This window comes from Novosphingobium sp. NPDC080210, assembly GCF_050281025.1.
In the GTDB taxonomy this organism is placed as follows: Bacteria; Pseudomonadota; Alphaproteobacteria; order Sphingomonadales; family Sphingomonadaceae; genus Novosphingobium.
The window spans coordinates 797435-815860 of the sequence record NZ_JBNNWL010000001.1; the positions used below are offsets into that span (position 1 = coordinate 797435).

The 18426-nt window shown below is 64.6% G+C and carries 20 protein-coding genes and 1 tRNA gene; 9 read left to right on the forward strand and 12 right to left on the reverse strand.

Annotated elements, in window-relative coordinates; all coding sequences use genetic code 11:
- Positions 1-3 precede the first annotated feature (3 nt).
- The 4 genes from ACQKOE_RS03780 to ACQKOE_RS03795 form a co-directional block, all read right to left on the reverse strand.
- The gene (locus tag ACQKOE_RS03780; RefSeq protein ID WP_427511621.1) at positions 4-1368 is read right to left on the reverse strand and encodes a sensor histidine kinase; all 1365 of its coding nucleotides are present in this window, start codon (positions 1366-1368) and stop codon (positions 4-6) included.
- 28 nt (positions 1369-1396) lie between these two features.
- Positions 1397-2074 (reverse strand): response regulator transcription factor, encoded by a 678-nt coding sequence (locus tag ACQKOE_RS03785; RefSeq protein WP_427511622.1) that lies wholly within the window; start codon positions 2072-2074, stop codon positions 1397-1399.
- Positions 2075-2141: 67 nt separating this feature from the next.
- A complete protein-coding gene (locus ACQKOE_RS03790; RefSeq protein ID WP_427511623.1) occupies positions 2142-2438 on the reverse strand; it encodes a PepSY domain-containing protein in 297 nt (98 codons plus the stop codon).
- 45 nt (positions 2439-2483) lie between these two features.
- Positions 2484-3326 carry an aminotransferase class IV gene (locus tag ACQKOE_RS03795; protein ID WP_427511624.1) on the reverse strand — a complete coding sequence of 281 codons (843 nt, stop codon included), beginning with the start codon at positions 3324-3326 and terminating at the stop codon, positions 2484-2486.
- Between the two features lie 77 nt (positions 3327-3403).
- On the opposite strand from ACQKOE_RS03795, the gene ACQKOE_RS03800 reads away from it, so the two are divergent.
- A complete protein-coding gene (locus ACQKOE_RS03800; protein WP_427511625.1) occupies positions 3404-5197 on the forward strand; it encodes an ABC-F family ATP-binding cassette domain-containing protein in 1794 nt (597 codons plus the stop codon).
- Positions 5198-5201: 4 nt separating this feature from the next.
- Here ACQKOE_RS03800 and ACQKOE_RS03805 read toward each other — a convergent pair whose 3' ends face one another.
- Both ACQKOE_RS03805 and ACQKOE_RS03810 read right to left on the reverse strand, forming a co-directional pair.
- Positions 5202-7019, reverse strand: coding sequence for a DUF885 domain-containing protein (locus ACQKOE_RS03805; RefSeq protein ID WP_427511626.1), 1818 nt, complete (start codon positions 7017-7019; stop codon positions 5202-5204).
- 97 nt (positions 7020-7116) lie between these two features.
- Positions 7117-7590, reverse strand: coding sequence for a DUF6456 domain-containing protein (locus ACQKOE_RS03810; protein ID WP_427511627.1), 474 nt, complete (start codon positions 7588-7590; stop codon positions 7117-7119).
- A gap of 96 nt (positions 7591-7686) precedes the next feature.
- Between ACQKOE_RS03810 and ACQKOE_RS03815 the strand changes: the two genes are divergently transcribed.
- Positions 7687-8259, forward strand: coding sequence for a helix-turn-helix domain-containing protein (locus ACQKOE_RS03815; RefSeq protein WP_427511628.1), 573 nt, complete (start codon positions 7687-7689; stop codon positions 8257-8259).
- Between the two features lie 51 nt (positions 8260-8310).
- Here ACQKOE_RS03815 and secF read toward each other — a convergent pair whose 3' ends face one another.
- Genes secF through yajC form a run of 3 tightly spaced genes read right to left on the reverse strand, consistent with a single transcriptional unit; the run spans position 8311 to position 11273 of the window.
- Positions 8311-9300, reverse strand: a complete 990-nt coding sequence (secF, locus tag ACQKOE_RS03820; RefSeq protein ID WP_427511629.1) for a protein translocase subunit SecF — start codon at positions 9298-9300, stop codon at positions 8311-8313.
- A gap of 11 nt (positions 9301-9311) precedes the next feature.
- Complete coding sequence (gene secD / locus ACQKOE_RS03825) at positions 9312-10907, reverse strand: protein translocase subunit SecD (RefSeq protein ID WP_427511630.1); 1596 nt, start codon at positions 10905-10907, stop codon at positions 9312-9314.
- A gap of 33 nt (positions 10908-10940) precedes the next feature.
- A complete protein-coding gene (gene yajC, locus ACQKOE_RS03830) occupies positions 10941-11273 on the reverse strand; it encodes a preprotein translocase subunit YajC (protein ID WP_427511631.1) in 333 nt (110 codons plus the stop codon).
- A 239-nt stretch (positions 11274-11512) separates the two neighbouring features.
- Here yajC and ACQKOE_RS03835 point away from each other — a divergent pair.
- Positions 11513-11589: transfer RNA gene (locus ACQKOE_RS03835), tRNA-Pro, on the forward strand.
- A gap of 13 nt (positions 11590-11602) precedes the next feature.
- Here ACQKOE_RS03835 and ACQKOE_RS03840 read toward each other — a convergent pair.
- Positions 11603-12376 (reverse strand): enoyl-CoA hydratase-related protein, encoded by a 774-nt coding sequence (locus ACQKOE_RS03840; protein ID WP_427511632.1) that lies wholly within the window; start codon positions 12374-12376, stop codon positions 11603-11605.
- A 121-nt stretch (positions 12377-12497) separates the two neighbouring features.
- Here ACQKOE_RS03840 and ACQKOE_RS03845 point away from each other — a divergent pair, with 121 nt between their 5' ends.
- The 5 genes from ACQKOE_RS03845 (at position 12498) to accC (ending at position 15720) form a co-directional block, all read left to right on the forward strand.
- Positions 12498-12911 (forward strand): holin family protein, encoded by a 414-nt coding sequence (locus ACQKOE_RS03845; RefSeq protein WP_427511633.1) that lies wholly within the window; start codon positions 12498-12500, stop codon positions 12909-12911.
- Between the two features lie 93 nt (positions 12912-13004).
- Positions 13005-13301: a hypothetical protein gene (locus tag ACQKOE_RS03850; protein WP_427511634.1), complete on the forward strand. Its 297-nt coding sequence runs from the start codon at positions 13005-13007 to the stop codon at positions 13299-13301.
- A gap of 71 nt (positions 13302-13372) precedes the next feature.
- Positions 13373-13801 (forward strand): type II 3-dehydroquinate dehydratase, encoded by a 429-nt coding sequence (locus tag ACQKOE_RS03855; protein ID WP_427511635.1) that lies wholly within the window; start codon positions 13373-13375, stop codon positions 13799-13801.
- A gap of 61 nt (positions 13802-13862) precedes the next feature.
- The gene (gene accB / locus ACQKOE_RS03860) at positions 13863-14357 is read left to right on the forward strand and encodes an acetyl-CoA carboxylase biotin carboxyl carrier protein (RefSeq protein WP_374589246.1); all 495 of its coding nucleotides are present in this window, start codon (positions 13863-13865) and stop codon (positions 14355-14357) included.
- Between the two features lie 13 nt (positions 14358-14370).
- Positions 14371-15720: an acetyl-CoA carboxylase biotin carboxylase subunit gene (accC, locus tag ACQKOE_RS03865; RefSeq protein ID WP_374589243.1), complete on the forward strand. Its 1350-nt coding sequence runs from the start codon at positions 14371-14373 to the stop codon at positions 15718-15720.
- Between the two features lie 355 nt (positions 15721-16075).
- Here accC and ACQKOE_RS03870 read toward each other — a convergent pair whose 3' ends face one another.
- Together ACQKOE_RS03870 and ACQKOE_RS03875 are read right to left on the reverse strand one after the other, a co-directional pair.
- Complete coding sequence (locus ACQKOE_RS03870; RefSeq protein ID WP_374589241.1) at positions 16076-16540, reverse strand: Lrp/AsnC family transcriptional regulator; 465 nt, start codon at positions 16538-16540, stop codon at positions 16076-16078.
- The gene (locus tag ACQKOE_RS03875; protein ID WP_427511636.1) at positions 16533-16748 is read right to left on the reverse strand and encodes a hypothetical protein; all 216 of its coding nucleotides are present in this window, start codon (positions 16746-16748) and stop codon (positions 16533-16535) included. The genes ACQKOE_RS03870 and ACQKOE_RS03875 overlap by 8 nt, the downstream gene beginning before the upstream one ends.
- Here ACQKOE_RS03875 and ACQKOE_RS03880 point away from each other — a divergent pair.
- A complete protein-coding gene (locus tag ACQKOE_RS03880; protein WP_427511637.1) occupies positions 16747-18423 on the forward strand; it encodes a sensor histidine kinase in 1677 nt (558 codons plus the stop codon). The two genes, ACQKOE_RS03875 and ACQKOE_RS03880, sit on opposite strands and share 2 nt — an antisense overlap.
- The last annotated feature ends 3 nt before the right edge of the window (positions 18424-18426 follow it).

The following is an 18426-nucleotide window of genomic DNA, read 5'->3' on the forward strand; positions in this document are numbered from 1 at the left end:
CCCTCAGGCCCTGGGCAGGCGCAGTTTCACCAGCAAGCCGCCCAGGTCCTCGCTTTCTTCCAGCAGGACTGAACCGCCGTAGATTTCGGCCACGTCCCGCACGATGGCCAGGCCCAGACCGGTGCCCGGCTTGCTGGTATCCAGCCGCGCGCCGCGATCGAAAATGCGGGTGCGTTCGGCAGCGGGAATGCCCATGCCGTCGTCCTCCACCCAGACCTCACACCAGTCCCGCTCTTCGGTCGGGTCGATGGTGACGAAGACGGAGCCGCCGCCGTACTTCGCCGCATTCTCGATCAGATTGCCCAGGATTTCGTCCAGGTCCTGCCGTTCGATGGCGACCAGCGCGTCGCGCTTTCCGTCCAGATCAAAGCGGGTCTGATCATAGAGCACGGTCACCGCGCGCAGCACGGCCTCGACGCTTTCGGCCACGTTCGAACGCGCCTGCCCAGCCCCGCGCCTGCCCACCGCGCGGGCGCGGGCCAAGTGGTGATCGACCTGGCGGCGCATGACTGCGGCTTCGCGGATGACCGTATCGGCCAGGTCTGGAGCCTTGGCCGTCGCGGCGTTCATCACCACGGTGAGCGGGGTCTTCAGCGCATGAGCCAGGTTCCCCGCATGGGTGCGCGCTTCTTCGGCCTGGCGTTCGGTATGGGCGAGCAGGCCGTTCAGTTCCTCCACCAGGGGCTGCACTTCCAGCGGCAGAGGCTCGGTCACGCGGTTGGCGCCGGAACTGCGCATCTTCTGGATCGCCAGCCGCACCCCGCGCAAGGGGCCAAGGCCAAGCCAGGTCTGCAACATCGCCATGATCAGCAGGCCCAACCCCAGCACGGCAAAACTGCGCACCAGGATGCGCCGCACGCGCCCGATCTGGTCGTCCAGTTCGGCGCGGCGCTCGGCCACGCTGAACCACCACAGCGTATCGCTTCCCGGCAGGCGGATCGAGCGTTCGATCACCCGCAGCGGTTCGCCGGGAAACTGGTTGCTGTCATAGATATGCGCGTCCTTGTCCAGGTGATTGGCGCGCACGTTCAGGGTCCGATCCCACAGCGAGCGCGAAGGGAAATCGTCATGCCCATCGCCCCGGATCTGCCAGTACAGCCCGCTGTTCGGCTCCAGCAGCCGCTGGTCCCCCAGCGGGCGGTTCAGGAACACCTCGCCATCCGGGCCGACTTCGGCAGAAGCGATCATGCCGTTGAGCAGGTTGGAAAGCTGCGCATCGAAATTGCGCGTGACCAGATTGGTCAGCGTCCGATCCAGCGCGATCCCACCGCCCAGCAGCAGCACCCCGATCCAAACCGCGGAAATCAGCAGAATGCGGCGCGAAAGCGAACCGGTGTGCGCGATGCGCGATGGTGGAACAGGGGTCACCGGACTGCCGCGTTACGGATGAAAGCGATCAGCCTCGGCCCGGACCAGCGGGGTCGTCCAGGCTATAGCCCAGCCCGCGGATCGTGGTGATCACATCCGGACCCAGCTTCTTGCGGATGCGGGTGACGAAGACTTCGATGGTGTTCGAATCCCGGTCGAAATCCTGGTCGTAGATGTGTTCGATCAGCTCGGTACGGCTGACCACCTTGCCCTTGTGGTGCAGCAGGTAGGACAACAGCTTGTATTCCTGCGCGGTCAGTTTGACCGGCTCGCCATTCAGCGTCACGCGGCCCGAACGGGTATCCAGCCGCACGTCGCCTGCGGTCAGCTCGCTTGAGGTATTGCCCGAGGCACGGCGGATCAACGCGCGCAGGCGGGCGATCAGTTCCTCGGTCTGGAACGGCTTGGCCAGATAGTCGTCCGCGCCCGCATCCAGCCCTGCCACCTTGTCCGACCAGCTATCCCGCGCGGTCAGGACCAGGACGGGGAACTTGCGCCCTTCCTTGCGCCACATGCCGAGCACGGTCAGCCCGTCGATTTCGGGCAGGCCCAGATCGAGCACGACCGCGTCATAATCCTCCGTGGAGCCCATGAAATGGCCGTCTTCGCCGTCGGTCGAAAGGTCGACGGCATAGCCAGTGGCTTCCAGCGTGGATTTCAGTTGCTTGCCGAGGGTGGGTTCATCCTCGACGATCAGGATGCGCATTGCGTCTTCCCCTAGATTATCAGCTGAACAGATGGGGACAAACCCCAAGGAGGTCAAGCAAGCGGCACTATTGCAGGGTGCGCATCACTTCGCCCGAGCGCGCATCGACATCGACGAAGATCACGCGCCCGTCGCGGATGAACTTCAGGCGATAGGCCTGGGCGACCGGATCATACTCCGGCCCCAGGTACTGCGCGCCGCGCATCATCGGCAGTACCCGCTGCTCGATCTCGCGCAGCGGGCGGACCGAGCCGGAGCGCAAGTCCTTGCGCGCCTTTTCCTGCGCGTCGCCAGGACCAGCCACGGCAGGAACCGCCGGCAGGCACAGCGCAATCGCCAAAGGGAGGAGGAAAGACTTCTTCATGACTGCCGCAGGTATGGGCAAACCCTTGAACATCAACTGAATGACCTAGCCAGCGCGCAGCAAGGCGATGTAGCGGCTGCGGATTTCCGCAGTAATCCGGCCGGGTGCGCCGCCAGCGATGGGCCGTCCGTCCACTTCCACCACGGGCAGGACCAGCGATCCTGCGGCCGAGACGAAAGCCTCCCGCGCTGCAAACAGTTCGTCCGGCGAAAACGGCCGCTCCTCGATGGCAAGGCCCATGTCCCGCGCGATTTGCAGGGCGCAAATCCGGGTCACGCCCGGCAGAACGCCATGATCGACCGGATGCGACACCAACACGCCGCGCGCATCGATGATGTGGGCATTGGCGCTGGTCTGTTCGGTAATCAGTCCGTCCTGTACGAACCAGGCATCGTCCACGCCCGCTTCGCGCGCGGCTTCCTTGGCGAGGACAGAATAGAGCAGCTGCGTGGTCTTGGCAGAGCGGACCGCCCAGCGGCCTTCCGGGTGCAGCATGACCCGCAGCCCCTTTTGCGCCACCGGATTGTCGATCAGCCGCGCCGCCTGGGTAAAGGCAAAGCGGTTCGGCGGCGCAGCCGGCACGGGGGAGAGGAAGTCGCGGTCATCCGGCGCGCCGCCGGTGATCTGCAAATAGACGCGCCCTTCCACCAGATCGTTGCGCGCGATCAATTCCGCCAGGACGCTGGGCCAGTCGGTATCGTCGGCAATCCGCGTGGCAGCCTTGCTCCGCTCCAGCCGGGCGGCATGGTGCGGCCAGTTGCAGAAATGTCCATCGAGCACCGGGGATACTTCATAGACCCCCTGCCCGAACAGCAAGGCGCGGTCGAAGATCGAAATCCGCGCTTCGGTTTCGGGGATGAATTCGCCGTTTAGCCAGACTGTACGCATCACCTGTCCCTTCCCCAACGCGGCGTGGCTGTCAAACCCTTCTCTGCGGCGCCGTTTTGATCTAGGGCGCGCGGACCATGGCCGCAGCACCAATTCTATCGTGGGAGGGACTAAGCCTCCAGCAAGGCTCAGGCTGGCTGTTCCGCGATCTCGACATTCATATCGCCCCGCGTGACCGCCTGGCCCTGATCGGCCGCAACGGCGCGGGCAAGACCACGCTGCTGCGCCTGATCGGCGGGCAGATCGAAGCAGACAAGGGCAAGCGCTCGATCCAGCCCGGCACGAAGATCGTGATGCTCGAACAGGACCCGTTCTTCACCGGGTTCGATACGCTGATGGACTTTGCCCTGTCCGGCAAGGACGCCCCGCCCCGGCACGAGGTGGAGGCGATTGCCGGGCAACTGGGCATCGACATGACCCGCAAGGCCGACAGCGCCAGCGGCGGGGAACGCCGCCGCGCTGCTCTGGCGCGCGCGCTGGCCTCAGACCCCGACCTGCTCTTGCTGGACGAGCCGACCAACCACCTGGACCTTGCCGCCATTGACTGGCTGGAATCCTGGCTGAACCGCTATACCGGCGCTTTCGTGGTGATCAGCCATGACCGTACCTTCCTGGAGCGGCTGACCAAGGCGACCCTGTGGCTCGACCGAGGCGGCCTGCGCCGCAAGGAAATCGGCTTTGGCGGTTACGAGGCCTGGATGGAACAGGTCTATGCCGAGGAAGCCCGCGCCGCCGACAAGCTGGATGCCAAGCTGAAGATCGAGGCGCACTGGCTGGAACGCGGCGTCACCGCGCGGCGCAAGCGCAACCAGGGCCGCCTGGAAAAGCTGTGGGAAATGCGCGCCCAGCGGGCCGCCATGCTCAGCCCCCAGGGCGCGGCAAAGATGAAACTGGTGGTCGACGAAGTGAAGACCAAGGCGGTCATCGTGGCCGACAAGGTCAACAAGAAGTTCGGCGACCGCACGATCATCAAGGACTTTTCGCTGCGCATCCAGCGCGGCGACCGGATCGGCCTAGTTGGAGCCAACGGCTCGGGCAAGACCACCTTGCTCAAGCTGCTGACCGGCGAACTGGAACCAGACAGCGGCACCGTTACGCTAGCCAAGACGCTGCATGGCGTGATGATCGACCAGCAGCGCAGCCTGCTCGCCCCGGAAAAGCGCGTGCGCGACGTGCTGGCCGAAGGGGGCGACTGGATCGACGTGCGCGGGGTGCGCAAGCATATCCAGGGTTACCTCAAGGACTTCCTGTTCGATCCGGGGCTGGTCGATGCCCGCGTCGGCACCCTGTCCGGCGGAGAGCGCAGCCGCCTGCTGCTGGCCCGCGAATTCGCCCGCAAATCAAATCTGCTGGTGCTGGACGAGCCGACCAACGACCTCGACCTGGAAACGCTGGACCTGTTACAGGAAGTAATCGCCGATTACGACGGCACTGTCCTGATCGTCAGCCACGACCGCGACTTCCTTGACCGGACAGTGACGGTCACGCTCGGCCTCGACGGCTCGGGCAAGGTGGACATCATCGCGGGCGGCTATGCCGATTGGGAGGCCAAACGGCAGAAGCGCACTGCCCCGGTCAAGCCCGCCAAAACCGCGCCGGAAACCGCAGCCGCTCCGTCTGCTGCTCCGCCGCCGCCGCGCAAGACAAAGCTGTCCTACAAGGACCAGCGGGACTATGACCTGCTGCCCGGCCGGATCGAGGAACTGCTGGCCCAGATCGCCCGCGATGAAGCGGCGCTATCCGACCCCGCGCTCTACACCCGCGATCCGGCCCGCTTCGCCGCGCTGACCAAGGCCATCGAAACGGCCCGCGCGGAAAAGGACGCGGCCGAGGAACGCTGGCTGGAACTGGCGGAGCTGGTGGAGGGCTAGGCCCTCACACCTTCAGGGCCAGCCGTTCCTTCACCCGCTGGTCGATCCGCGCTTCGAACATGGAAAGCGGCATCACGCCTTCCTTCAGCACTTCGTGGAACCACGGGAGCGAGAACTTGTCGCCCAGCGCGGCCTGCGCCTTTTCGCGCTGGCGGACCCAGGACATGTGGCCGATCTTGTAGGAACAGGCCTGCCCCATCTGCGTGCAATAGCGTTCCACTTCACGCTGGCTGCGCGGACGGGCAAAGCCGGTGGTCACCACCATGTAATCGGTCGCCTGTTCGCGGCTCCAGCGCTTGTGGTGGAGACCGGTGTCGACCACCAGCCGCGCCGCGCGGAACAGGAAGCTTTGCAGGTAACCAGCACGCTCGATCCCGCTGTAGGCCCCCAGTTCGTCCGCCAGCTGCTCGGCATAGAGCGCCCAGCCCTCGCCATAGGCCGACAGGAACATGTTGCGCAGCAGCATCGGCAAGTCGCCCGCCAGCTGCGAATAGGAATTCTGCAAGTGGTGACCCGGAACGCCTTCGTGATAGGTCAGGGCGGGCAGTGAATACTTTGGCCAGTCGCCATTGTCCTTCAGGTTGATCCAGTAGATCGCTGGGCGCGTTCCATCCAGGGAAGCACGGTTGTAATAACCGTTCGATGCGCCGTCCTGGATGTCGACCGGAACGCGGCGGATTTCGAGCGGCTGACGCGGGATGTCGGCAAAGGCCTTGGGCAGGCGCTGCCACATGTCGGCGACCCCGGCGTTGAGGCTGTCGATCAGCGCTTTCCGGCCTTCGTCGGTATTGGGATAGAGCTGATCCGAACGCTTGTTGAGTTCGGTAAGCCGGTCCCCCACACTGCCCTGTGTCAGGCCCGCGTCCTTCAGGATCGCGTCCAGCTTGGCCGAAATGTCGGCAACCTGCTCAAGCCCCGCGGCGTGCACTTCGTCCGGGGTCATTGCCGTGGTCGTCGCCTGGGCCAGGGCTGCGGCGTAGATTTCGTCACCCCGCTTCAGACGCCAGGCGCCATCGCCCTCCTGCGTGGTCGCGCGCAGGTCCTTCAGCATGGCGAGTTGCCGGTCGAGCGCGGGATAGACAGCGGAATCGATGATCTTCGCTGCGCGGTCCTGCCAGTCTCCGGCCAGGCCCTTGGCCTTCGCCTTGTCGCCCAGATAGCGCGCCATGGTGCTTTCAGCCGCCGCGGGCGAGCGCAGCTTGGCGATCTGCCCCAGGGTCAGGTCCAGCGACCAGTCCGGTGCGACGAAGCCGCGCGCGGCCTGGGCGCGCTGCTCCGCCGTGTCCTCATCCAGCACGCGGGCAAAGGCATTCAGGCGGGAGAGGTAAGCCTCGCCATCCGCCGCGCTTTCCACCGGGTGCTGCGAGGTCAGGAAATCGGGGACCGAGAAGTAGGCCCCGCCCTGCTGGAAGATCGGATAGGGGCGCTGGACCGAGTCGATATCGAAGCGCTCGGCCGCGATCGTGCGCTGTTCCAGCTGGTAGATGGCCAGCGCCCGGTGGCGCTTGCCGGCTTCGCTCAGGCCGCTGTCTGAAACAGCCTTGATCTTGCCGAGCCAGTTCTGGTTCCGCGCCAGGTCGGCGTAGCGCTCTGCGGCGGTTGCCGGGCTGAGTTCGCCGCGCAGGTGGGCGAGCTTGCCCTTGTCGACGCCCAGCGACGTCGCGAATTCCGGCGAGCGGGCAATACCGTCCTGAAACACCGCATCCAGCAGGCCGTGAAGACGGGTATCCCCGGCGCTTGCCTTGCCAGCGGCGAATACCGGTTCTGCCGCAAATGCCAGTGCGGCCATGCCGCTCGATGCCAGAAATTGCCGCCGGTCCATATCATGCTCCTTCGAATGTCGCTTTTGTCCACCCTGCTTCGCGCACGCGGCTCGGGGGCCAGCGCATCGACCAGCGACAGCATGGCTTCGACGAGCGTCAGCCGATGCGGTAGAAACCCGCAACCCGGTCCAGCGCGATACGCAGCACCAGTTTGCCGCTCCGCACTGGCCAGCCCAATGCCTTTTCCGTCTCGGGCAATGCCTCTCCGCTGCACACGACCCGCCACAGGATGTCCGACAGGTCCGGTCCGGCGGCGGCAATCGCGCCGTCAAAGCGTCCGCGGGCTGCCATCTGCCGCTCGGTGGCATTGAGCAGGCGATCCGCACCGCTTCCCTGCACGCGGACCGGGTCCCACCGCATTGTCACCCCCGGCATGATCTGGGCACGTTCGAAATCGCGGCGCAGGCACTCCCCCGCCGCCAATTGCCGGTCGCTGACGTGGCCCCGCGCGTGCAGCCAGTTGAGCGGATTCTCCGCCAGGTTGACCGTGACGGAGCGCCTGCCCTTGCGCGGGGCAGAGGTGCCCGGCCCGACTTCGGTAAGTTCGCGTTCGACCAAGTGACGCTGCATGCTGGAATCCTCGCTTTGTGCCAATGGGGCCGGACTTGCCAAATGCGGCACTTTGTAGGAAAGCGGAAAAACCAGATTGGTTAAAGGATCAGCCGCGTGATCAACCGCATCCGTGATATCCGGCGCGAGAAGAAACTCACCCTTGCCGACGTTGCCGCGCGCTGCGTTCCGCCGACAACGGCGCAGACCATCGGGCGGCTGGAGACGGGAACGCGGCAATTGTCGCTGACCTGGATGAACCGGATTGCGGCGGCGCTGGGGGTCGATCCCGAATTGCTGGTGCGTTCGGATGAAACGGACCAGCCGCGCTTCATCGCCCGGCTGGGCAGCGAGGGCGCGGAAGCCCTCCCCTCGGTCCGCGACGCGATCCTGCCAACTGCACTGGCGGGCGATGGCGATCTGGTGGTCCTGGCGGTCGAGGCACCCGCCGGACTCTACCGCGCGGGCGATCAGGTCTGGCTGCGGCAGTTTGCGGTCGAATCTTCCGCCAAGCTGCTTAACCGCGATGTCCTGGTCCCGCGCTCCGGCGGGCGCTTTGCCTTTGGGCGGCTGATCGACCGGGAAGGAACCCGCGTGGCGATCCTGCCGCCGGATCCGGGCCAGCGCCAGATCGTAGTCGACAATCCGGCCTGGATCGCCGCGGCGGAAATGCTGGTCCGCCCGCTCTGACTCAAAAGAAAAAGGCGGTCAGTGCATCTGCACCAACCGCCTCTTGTTTCCTCAGGCCTTGCTGGCCCCGCCTTCGCGCGCCAGCCGCTCCTGGCGTTCGAGCGCGGTTTCGGTCGGCACGAAGCTGTCCGGCTTGACCTTCAGCCAGATCAGGATCGGTGCGGCCATGTAGACCGAGCTGTAGGTGCCAACGAAAATCCCCAGGGTAATCGCAGCCGTAAAGCCGAAGATCACGTCCGGACCCAGCAGCAGCAGGGCGAACAGGGTGATCAGGACCGACAGCGAGGTCACCATGGTGCGGCTGAGCGTTTCGTTGACCGAAAGGTCCAGCAGCTCAGGCATCGGCATCCGGCGGAACTTCTTCAGGTTCTCGCGGATACGGTCATAGATGACGATGGTATCGTTCAGCGAATACCCGATCAGCGTCAGCAGCGCGGCGACGATGTTCAGGTCAAACTCCATCTGGGTCAGCGCGAACATGCCCATGGTCAGCGAAACGTCGTGAACCAGCGCGTAGAGCGCACCCACCCCGAACTGCCATTCGAACCGCACCCAGATGTAGATCGAGATGGCAGCCATGGCTGCAAGCAAGGCCAGGCCGCCCTGCTTGCCCAGTTCTTCCGAAACCTTGCCCGAAACCGAGTCCACCCCGTCGATCCGCGCATCGGAATGCGCGGCCTTGACCGTGGCGGTGATCTTCTTGGCCATTTCGTCAGCCAGCGCAGTGTTTTCGTCCGAGCCTTCGGGCAGCTTCATCCGGATCGACACTTCGTTCGGCTTGCCGAATTGCTGGATGATCGGTTCGCCATAGCCCAACTTCCCCACGCTTTCGCGCAGTTCCGCCACCGGCGCGGCCGGGCTTTGGGTGTAGGTGACGCGGATCATCTGGCCGCCGATGAAATCGACGCCCAGGTTCAGGCCCTTGGTCACCACCAGCCCCCACGAGGCGATGATCAGCAGGGTGCTGACGATGTAGAACGGCAGCCGCCAGCGCAGGAAGCGGATGTTGGTATTGTCCGGAACGAGTTTGAGGAGTTTCATCGGACAGTTCCTTAAAGCACGATGTCGCTGGGGCGGTTGCGGCGCAGATAGCCCGCCACCCACATGCGGGTCAGCCAGACGGCAGTGAACACCGAGGTGCCAATGCCGATCATCAGCACGATCGCGAAGCCACGGACCGGGCCGGAGCCGATCAGGAACATAAGCACCGCCGCAATGATGTTGGTAATGTTCGCGTCAAAGATCGCGCGACTGGCTTCCTTGTAACCCATATCGACCGCCTGGACGACCTTGCGCCCGCGCGCCCGTTCTTCGCGGATGCGCTCGTTGATCAGCACGTTGGCGTCCACCGCCGCGCCGATTGTCAGCACGAAACCGGCGATGCCCGGCAGGGTCAGCGTAGCGTCAAGCAGCGACATGATCCCCAGGATCATCAGGCCGTTGATAGCCAGCGCGGCGTTCGCATACATGCCGAACCGGCCGTAGGTGACCGCGATGAAGATCATCAGCGCCAGGGTGCCGACGCCCATGGCAATCATGCCCTTGCGGATCGAGTCTGCCCCCAGGTCAGGACCGACCGAGCGCTCCTCTACCACCTTCAGGTCGACCGGAAGTGCACCAGAAACCAGGGCAATGGCCAGCTGGTTGGCGCTTTCGCTGGTGAAGCTGCCGGAAATGCGGGCCTGACCGCCCAGGATCGGCTCCTGGATGTTGGGCGCGGAAAGGACCTTGCCGTCCAGCACGATGGCAAAGGGCTTGCCCACGTTCTCGGTCGTCAGGCGCGCGAACTTTGCCCCGCCCGCCTGGTCGAAGGTGATCTGCACGACCGGCTCGTTGGTGCGGTCGTCGTTGCTGGCGACGGCGTTGGTCAGCTGGTCGCCCTTGATTCCGCCGTAACGGCGCACGGCCAGGCGGCCCGTGCCGTCCTTTTCAGGATTGGCATAGGGCAGCAGTTCCGACCCCGCCGGAGCAATGCCCTGGGCCACCAGGGTGGGATCGGCGGTCAGGTCGACCATCTTGAATTCCAGCTTGGCCGTCTGCCCCAGCAGCGCCTTGAGCGCCGCCGGATCCTTCAGGCCCGGAACCTGCACCACGATGCGGTTCGCGCCCTGGCGGATGATCGTCGGTTCACGCGTACCCATCTTGTCGATACGCTTGCGCACGACGTCGGTCGCGGAATCCATCGCCATCGACTGCGCCTGCTTGATCCCGGCCTCGGTCGGCGCGAGGACGATCTTGCCGCCATCGACCTTGAGGTCCCAGTCGCGCTGGCCCGACATCGATGCACCGCTGGTCAGGGTTTGCAGCGCCTCGCGCGCGGCATCGCCCTTGGCCGGATCGGTGACCATGAAGGAAACCGTTCCGTCCTTGGTCGAAATATCGCCCACCGCGATCTTGGCCTGGCGCAAGCGGTTGCGCACGTCTTCCGCCATCGTATCCAGCCGCTGGCGGCGGATCTGGTCCGCGCTTGCCTCAAGCAGGATGTGGCTTCCCCCGGCCAGGTCGAGGCCGAGGTTAACCTTGGGGTCAATCAGCTGCGCGGGCCATGGAACGTTCGAAACGGCAAAGATCGAGGGCAGCGCGGCAAGGCAGGTCACGATCGTGATCGCCCAGAGCGTCAACCGCCTCCACAAGGGAAAGTCGAGCATGGAATAGCTTTCGTCAGAACCCGGTCAGGGCGATCAGTCGTTGGCCGCGCCAGCAGGCGGTACCACGTCGGCAATGGTCGACTTCAGCGCCTTGACGCGAACGTTGGGGCCCAGCTCCAGTTCGGCATAGTGCTCGTCAACCTTGACGACCTTGGCCAACAGGCCGCCGCCGGTCAGCACCTGGTCGCCCTTCTTCAGGCCGGCAACCTTGTTCTGGTGCTCTTTCTGGCGGCGCATCTGCGGGCGGATGATCAGGAACCAGAAGATCACGACCATCGCCACGAGCGGCACGAAGCTGGTCCAGGCGGGCGGCGCATCGCCACCGGCGGCAGCGGCGGAAAGAAGGTGAAGGACTTGGCTGCTCATGGCTTTGTCTTGATCCCTGAAATACGGGCGTCCGGGACCGCCGGACGCAATTGCGGGCGCCTAGCAGCAATGCCTTGCGATAGCAACGCGCCGCCCCCTCGGCATTCCCAACAGATGGCGCCTTGTCGCCCGCCTTCAAGACCCTGCCGCGATCTTTCGTTCAGCGGCTTGCCAAGCGCCCCGCCGCTGCCTATAGGCCCGCTCCTCGCTTCGGTGCATCTGCCCGCAGCGGAACCGGTCGGGACGTAGCGCAGCCTGGTAGCGCATCACACTGGGGGTGTGGGGGTCGGAGGTTCGAATCCTCTCGTCCCGACCAATTTTCCAAACGATCAACAGCCCTTCCACTCCGGCTTGCGCTTTTCGGCGAAAGCGCGGGGGCCTTCGCGGGCATCTTCGCTGTTTTGCCAGGTCTGGAAGGCGGAATCGTCCGGCTGGGCAGCCATGGCGGCGGCGATTCCGGGGGCTTTCAGGCCGTTCATCACGATTTCCTTCGAAGCCCGGATCGAAACTGGCGAAGCGCGCAGGATTTCCGCGCACCAGCGCTGCGTGGCGCTGGCCAGATCAGGGTCCGGCACCACCTCGGTCACGAAACCCAGGCGATAGCCCTCTTCCGCCGGGACGCGGCGCGACGAGAGGATCATGCCCATCGCCTGCTTGAGCGGGATCTGCCGCGACAAGCGGTGCAGCCCGCCGCCAAGGGCCACGGCCCCGACAAGCGGTTCGGGCAAGCCGAAGCTGGCGCTTTCCGCCGCGATGATGATGTCGCAGGCCAGGGCCAGTTCAAACCCGCCGCCCAGCGCCAGGCCGTTGACGGCGGCAATCAACGGCTTGGGGCAATCGAACCGCTCGATCAGTCCGGCATAGCCATGCGGGGGATAGGGCCTGCGCCCCTCGGCAACCGCCGCTTTCAAATCGCTCCCCGCACAGAACCCGCGCCCGTTGCCAGTGATCACGCAGACGTGTTCATCCGCCGCAGCGGCGAACTGGTTGAACGCTTCCTCAAGCTCCCAATGCATGTCGGCATTGATGGCGTTCAGAACTTCGGGCCGGTTCAGAGTAATCGTCCGCACCCCGCCAGCCACTTCACTCGTGATGAAATCCACGTCGCTTCTCCCTTTGCCCCATGAGTTTCATATTTGCGGAGGCTTGGCCAGACGGCAGGCATTTTCCTACTTGAGCCAAATTGGTTATCTGAACTGCTCCCTCAATTCCGGAGCACTGCCCATGCCGCTATTCGAAGCGCTGATTTCTCCAATTGCCAGCCTGATCGACAAGGTGATTCCCGACAAGAAAGCGCGGGACCAGGCCAAGCTGGAACTGCTGCAACTGCAAGGTTCGCAGGAACTGGCCGAAATCCAGGCCCGCCTTTCGGCCATCGTGGCCGAGGCCAATTCCGTCGATCCCTGGACCAGCCGCGCCCGGCCCAGCTTTCTCTACGTGATCTACGTCCTGCTGCTGTGGGCCTTGCCGATGGGCCTGCTCGCCGCGTTCAGCCCGCAGACTGCCCGGGAAATTGCCGAGGGCATGAACGCCTATCTCTCCGGTCTGCCGGAACCGCTCTACGCGCTGTTTGGCACCGGCTATCTGGGCTACACCGCCGCGCGGCAGTGGGGCAAGATTTCGGGAAGCGACAAGTAGCATCGCCCTGGCCCCGGTCTTGGTTAGTTTCGGGTAACTTTTTTCCGCTAGGACCACTGCGATGAGCGGCAAAGCGGCCTGCCGGAGTGAATTGTGAGCGGATCGAATTTCACCATTGCCAAGACCGGACCGCTGGCCGCCGCCCTGGCAGCGGCGCTGCTGGCGGGATGTTCCGGGCGCGATGCGGACAGTGCGGAACGCCTTGCGGAAATCAACGCCGCTGCGGCCCGCGCGGAACAGGCGGCGCAGCGCGCCGAAGCAGCCGCCGCCAAACTCGAAAAAGGTGGACAAGGTCCGGTCGAGGAGGTCGAGCCCAGCGTCGATGAGCCAAGTGACGATGGCGCCGCGCCGGACGATTCCGTCCCGCCAGAGCCGGACAACAAGAGCTGACGATTGGGGCTTGCCCGCCTGTCCGGTGCGGTTAAGGAAAGTCGCCGTATTCAACTGGCGAAAGCAGCCCCTTGCGCAAAGTCCTTGTCCTCAACGGCCCGAACCTGAACCTGCTCGGCACGCGTGAGCCGGAAATTTACGGCCATGACACCCTGGCCGATATCGAGGCGCGACTGATCAAGCAGGGGCAGACGCTCGGCCTGGAAGTCGAATGCCGCCAATCCAATCATGAAGGTGTGCTGGTCGATTGGCTGCACGAAGCGCGCGGGCGTGTTCATGCCGTCCTGCTCAACGCCGGGGCCTATACCCACACTTCCATCGCCCTGCTCGACGCGATCAAGGCGACCGAGCTGAAAGTCATCGAAGTCCACTTGTCCGACCCGGAAACGCGAGAGGCTTTCCGCCATTTGTCCTATGTCGGCATGGCAGCTGTGGACTGCGTCAAGGGACTGGGTGCGAAAAGCTATGAAGTCGCGCTAGAGCGGGCTGCGGCGCTTTAGGCTTGCCTCTCCCGCCGCTCCGCCGCATAGGCGGACCCCTGTTTCACATATTGAGGATCGCATGAGCGACACCAAGGGCAACAAAGGTTCAGGCGGCATGAATATCGACAGCAAACTGGTCCGTGAACTGGCTGAACTCCTGGCCGAAACCGGCCTGACCGAGATTGAAGTCGAAGATGGCGACCGCAAGATCAAGGTCGCGCGCCAGGCTGCTCCGGTCCAGACCTATGCCGCCGCGCCGATGGCTGCTGCTCCGGTTGCTGCTGCTCCTGCCGCTGCTCCCGCAGCAGCCCCTGCCGAAGCTGCTGCTCCGGCGGTCGATGCCAATGCGCTCAAGTCACCGATGGTTGGCACTGCCTATCTCTCGTCCGAACCGGGCGCGGCTCCGTTCGTCACGGTCGGCAGCCAGGTGAAGGCCGGCGATACCCTGCTGATCATCGAGGCGATGAAGGTGATGAACCCGATCACCGCCGACAAGGCCGGCACGGTCAAGGCTATCCTGGTCGAAAACGCGCAGCCGGTCGAATATGACCAGCCGCTGGTCGTGATCGCCTGAGGCCGCGCCACCCATGACCATTTCCCGCATCCTGATCGCCAATCGCGGCGAGATCGCTCTGCGCATCCACCGCGCTGCCCATGAAATGGGGATCGAAACCGTGGCGGTGCACTCCACCGCGGATGCCGATGCCATGCACGTCCGCCTGGCCGACCATGCGGTCTGCATTGGCCCGCCCCCGGCAAAGGACAGCTACCTGAACGTGGCGGCGATCATTTCGGCGGCGGAAATCGCCCATGCCGATGCGATCCACCCCGGCTATGGCTTCCTGTCGGAAAACGCCCAGTTTGCGGAAATCGTCGAAAGCCACGGCATCACCTGGATCGGGCCGAAGCCGGAACACATCCGCACCATGGGCGACAAGATCGAGGCGAAGCGCACCGCTGGCGCGCTGGGCCTGCCGCTGGTCCCTGGTTCGGACGGCGCGGTCAGCGACATCGCCGAAGCGCGCGAGATTGCGGAAAAGGCTGGCTATCCGGTGATCATCAAGGCCGCTTCGGGCGGCGGCGGTCGCGGGATGAAGGTCTGCAACGGCCCGGACGAGCTGGAAACGCTGATCGCCCAGGCTGGGACCGAGGCCAAGGCTGCTTTTGGCGACGCTACGGTCTATATCGAAAAGTACCTCGGCAACCCGCGCCACATCGAATTCCAGGTGTTCGGCGACGGCAACGGCAATGCCATCCACCTGGGTGAGCGCGACTGTTCGTTGCAGCGCCGCCACCAGAAGGTGCTGGAGGAAGCCCCCTCGCCGGTCATCAGCCCGGAAGAGCGCGACCGCATGGGCGGCATCGTCGCCAAGGCCATGGCCGACATGGGCTATCGCGGTGCGGGCACGATAGAATTCCTGTGGGAAAACGGCGAGTTCTATTTCATCGAAATGAACACCCGCCTGCAGGTGGAGCACCCGGTTACCGAAGCGATTACCGGGGTTGACCTGGTGCGCGAACAGATCCGCATTGCCGATGGCAAGCCGCTTTCGGTTGCGCAGGAAGACATCGAATTCAACGGCCACGCGATCGAGTGCCGGATTAATGCCGAAGATCCCTGGACCTTTGCCCCCTCGCCCGGCCTGGTCCAGAACTACCACGCGGCAGGCGGGATGAACGTGCGCGTCGATTCCGGGCTCTATGCCGGATACAAGATCCCGCCCTATTACGATTCCATGATCGCCAAGCTGATCGTCAAGGGCCGCACCCGCGAAGGCTGCATCATGCGCCTGAAGCGCGCGCTGGAGGAAATGGTCGTCGGCGGCGTGAAAACCTCGATCCCGCTGCACCAGGCCCTGATGAACGAGCCGGACTTCATCCACGGCGACTATACGATCAAGTGGCTGGAGGAATGGCTGGCGCAGCGCGCTAAGTAATCGGGCTGCGGTGAAGCTGGCCAATCCGGCTTCGACAAGCTCAGCCTGAGCGGGGGTTTTTGCACTACAGGACGTCACCCCGGCGTAGGCCGGGGCCCAGCGCCCTTGCGCAAACCCAAGAGGTTGAAAATGTTTCGCGCAGAGGACGCAGAGGCGCGAAGAAGATGCGCTCAATATTGGCCGCGCCTGCGAGAGCGCAGCCCTTTGCGCCTTCCTTCTTTTAGCGCCTTTGCGCGAACCGGTTTCCTGCAATACGGTTTCGTCAGGTTCAGCCTGAGCGGGGTTTTGGGCTCCGTTCGCTCCCGCTCAGCCTGAGCCTGTCGAAGGCCCATCGTGCAGGAACTGCCAGCAAGCGCTACTCCAGCGGTACGCCCGGCATCTGCTTGGCCGTGCGGATCGTCAGGGACGTCTTCACGCTCGCCACGTTGGGCGCGGGGGTCAGCTTGCTGGTCAGGAATTCCTGGAAACTCTGCAGGTCCTTGCTGACGATCTTGAGAATGAAGTCGATCTCGCCATTCAGCATGTGGCACTCGCGCACTTCGGGCAGGTTCTTCATCGCGTCTTCGAACTGGCGCAGCGAATCCTCGGCCTGGCTCTTCAGGCTGACCATGGCGAAGACCGTGATGGCAAAGCCCAGCTTGGACGCATCCAGATCGGCATGATAGCCACGGATCACGCCGGATTCCTCCAGCGCGCGCACCCGGCGCAGGCAGGGCGGAGCCGTGAGGCCGACACGCTGGGCCAGTTCGACATTGGTCACCCGGCCTTCTTCCTGCAGCTCGGCCAGGAGGCGGCGATCGATTGAATCGAGATTAGACAATCCCATTTCCCCACAATTGCGCGGCAAAAACGAAAAACGCCTCCGCCAGGTAATATTCGCGCATTCCGTATCGGCGCACGATAATTTTGTTGTTTATGGCCGCAACTGTGCCGCTTTGCAACGCATCAATCCAAAACTGCACCACTTGGGGAGAAAACTGGTTAATGGCCTCGCGTCCCCGCGCGGGACAGAATAATAAAGTAACCATGCTGTTCGACGATCGCCTTGCAACCGTGCTGCGCCTGGGCGCAAGCGGACCGGCGGTCTTGCGCATCCAGTTCCGCCAATTGCTCGACCTCCTGGGCACCTGCCCGGCCGATGCGCGCGGGGAGCAGCTGGACGCCGCCTATATCCGCCTGGGCGAACTGGCACAGCTCATTCCCGCACCCGAGCGGGCTGAGGCGATCCGCGACGCCGGCCTGCGGCTCCGCTCGCCCCGGCTGGTCGCCGCGCTGGCCTGCGCCGAACCTGCGGTGGCATCGGCTGCCTTGCAGTGCGCGCAATTGGGCGCCGAGCAATGGCTGGACCTGGTTCCGGCCCTCTCCCCTGCGGCCCGCCCCTATTTGCGCCATCGCCGGGATTTGCCCGCCGACGTTTCGGCGCTGCTTTCGCGTCTCGGCGTGACCAGCCTGGGCCTGCCTGCGGCAACGCAAATCGCCCCGGCGGTCTTCGCGAACGAGAACGATCCGGCCGAAGCGTCCGAACCTGCTGGCGGTGCACTGCATCCGCAAAGCGGCATCGGCGCCATCGTCCGCCGGATCGAAGCCTATCGGCGCGCCCGCCAGGGCGGAGAGCAAGGCGGGGCCGATTCCCCCCGCTTGCCGCTGGGCGAAGATCACGTGCTGCAAGTTTCCGATGACGTCCGCGCGTTCGATTTCGCGACCGACGCGGAATGCCGGATCAACTGGAGCGACCCCGGCGTTGCACCGATGGTCACCGGCGTTCGCCTGACGGAAGTAGCAAGCGGAGCGGACTTCGCCGCCCTGACCCGCCGTCACCAACCGCTGCGGACTGAGGCGGTGGAACTGATCGGAGCGCGGGCCATTGCCGGACATTGGCTACTCGATGCAGCTCCGTGGTTCGATCCTGTTACGGGCCGCTTCCTCGGCTATCGCGGGCGCATGCGCCGCCCTGCCGCAAGCGGTCAACAGGTTGAGCCGGTGCGTGAAAGCCAGGCTGACCGGATGCGCCAGATGCTGCATGAGCTGCGCACCCCGGTCAATGCGATCCAGGGCTTTGCGGAAGTCATCCAGCAGCAACTGTTCGGCCCCACGCCGCACGAATACCGCGCGCTGGCTGCTGGCATCGCGGGCGATGCGGCGCGGATCCTTTCGGCGTTCGATGAACTGGACCGCCTGGCCAAGCTGGACAGCGGAGCGCTGGAAATCGAGCCGGGCGAGACGGACCTTGCCGCCCTGCTGGAAGCGACGATAAGCCAGCTTTCTGCCCATACGGCGCCGCGTCGCAGCGGCTTTACCCTGCGCATCAAGGACGAGCCCCCACACATCGGGATGGACCGGGTTGAGGCAGAGCGGATCGTCTGGCGCCTGCTGGCCACGCTGGCCGGCGTCAGCGCGCCGGGCGAAATCGTGAGGCTGAGCCTTGAACCAACCGCAACCGGTCTGCGCCTGGATCTCGCCCTGCCCGCCGCTCTCGCAGGCCAGGAAGGCGAGGATTTGTTCGAGGCGGCTGCCGGATCAATCGCGCAGAGCCTTTCGGCTGGCGTGTTCGGAGTGGGCTTTGCCCTGCGTCTCGCGCGAAGCGAAGCGCGCGCCGCCGGGGGCGACCTGGTGCACGGCGACGGCCAATTGAACCTGACCTTGCCGGCGCACGGCCGGACTACTCTGAATTCCAATGCCGGCCAGCAAAAGTCTGCACACTGATTT

Bases quoted from the DNA above. Each gene is read 5' to 3' on its own strand.
- ACQKOE_RS03785 (WP_427511622.1), bottom strand. From the start codon at position 2,074: ATGCGCATCCTGATCGTCGAGGATGAACCCACCCTCGGCAAGCAACTG.
- ACQKOE_RS03790 (WP_427511623.1), bottom strand. From the start codon at position 2,438: ATGAAGAAGTCTTTCCTCCTCCCTTTGGCGATTGCGCTGTGCCTGCCG.
- ACQKOE_RS03795 (WP_427511624.1), bottom strand. From the start codon at position 3,326: ATGCGTACAGTCTGGCTAAACGGCGAATTCATCCCCGAAACCGAAGCG.
- ACQKOE_RS03800 (WP_427511625.1), top strand. From the start codon at position 3,404: ATGGCCGCAGCACCAATTCTATCGTGGGAGGGACTAAGCCTCCAGCAA.
- ACQKOE_RS03805 (WP_427511626.1), bottom strand. From the start codon at position 7,019: ATGGACCGGCGGCAATTTCTGGCATCGAGCGGCATGGCCGCACTGGCA.
- ACQKOE_RS03810 (WP_427511627.1), bottom strand. From the start codon at position 7,590: ATGCAGCGTCACTTGGTCGAACGCGAACTTACCGAAGTCGGGCCGGGC.
- secF (WP_427511629.1), bottom strand. From the start codon at position 9,300: ATGAAACTCCTCAAACTCGTTCCGGACAATACCAACATCCGCTTCCTG.
- secD (WP_427511630.1), bottom strand. From the start codon at position 10,907: ATGCTCGACTTTCCCTTGTGGAGGCGGTTGACGCTCTGGGCGATCACG.
- yajC (WP_427511631.1), bottom strand. From the start codon at position 11,273: ATGAGCAGCCAAGTCCTTCACCTTCTTTCCGCCGCTGCCGCCGGTGGC.
- ACQKOE_RS03845 (WP_427511633.1), top strand. From the start codon at position 12,498: ATGCCGCTATTCGAAGCGCTGATTTCTCCAATTGCCAGCCTGATCGAC.
- accB (WP_374589246.1), top strand. From the start codon at position 13,863: ATGAGCGACACCAAGGGCAACAAAGGTTCAGGCGGCATGAATATCGAC.
- accC (WP_374589243.1), top strand. From the start codon at position 14,371: ATGACCATTTCCCGCATCCTGATCGCCAATCGCGGCGAGATCGCTCTG.
- ACQKOE_RS03880 (WP_427511637.1), top strand. From the start codon at position 16,747: ATGCTGTTCGACGATCGCCTTGCAACCGTGCTGCGCCTGGGCGCAAGC.
- ACQKOE_RS03875 (WP_427511636.1), bottom strand. From the start codon at position 16,748: ATGGTTACTTTATTATTCTGTCCCGCGCGGGGACGCGAGGCCATTAAC.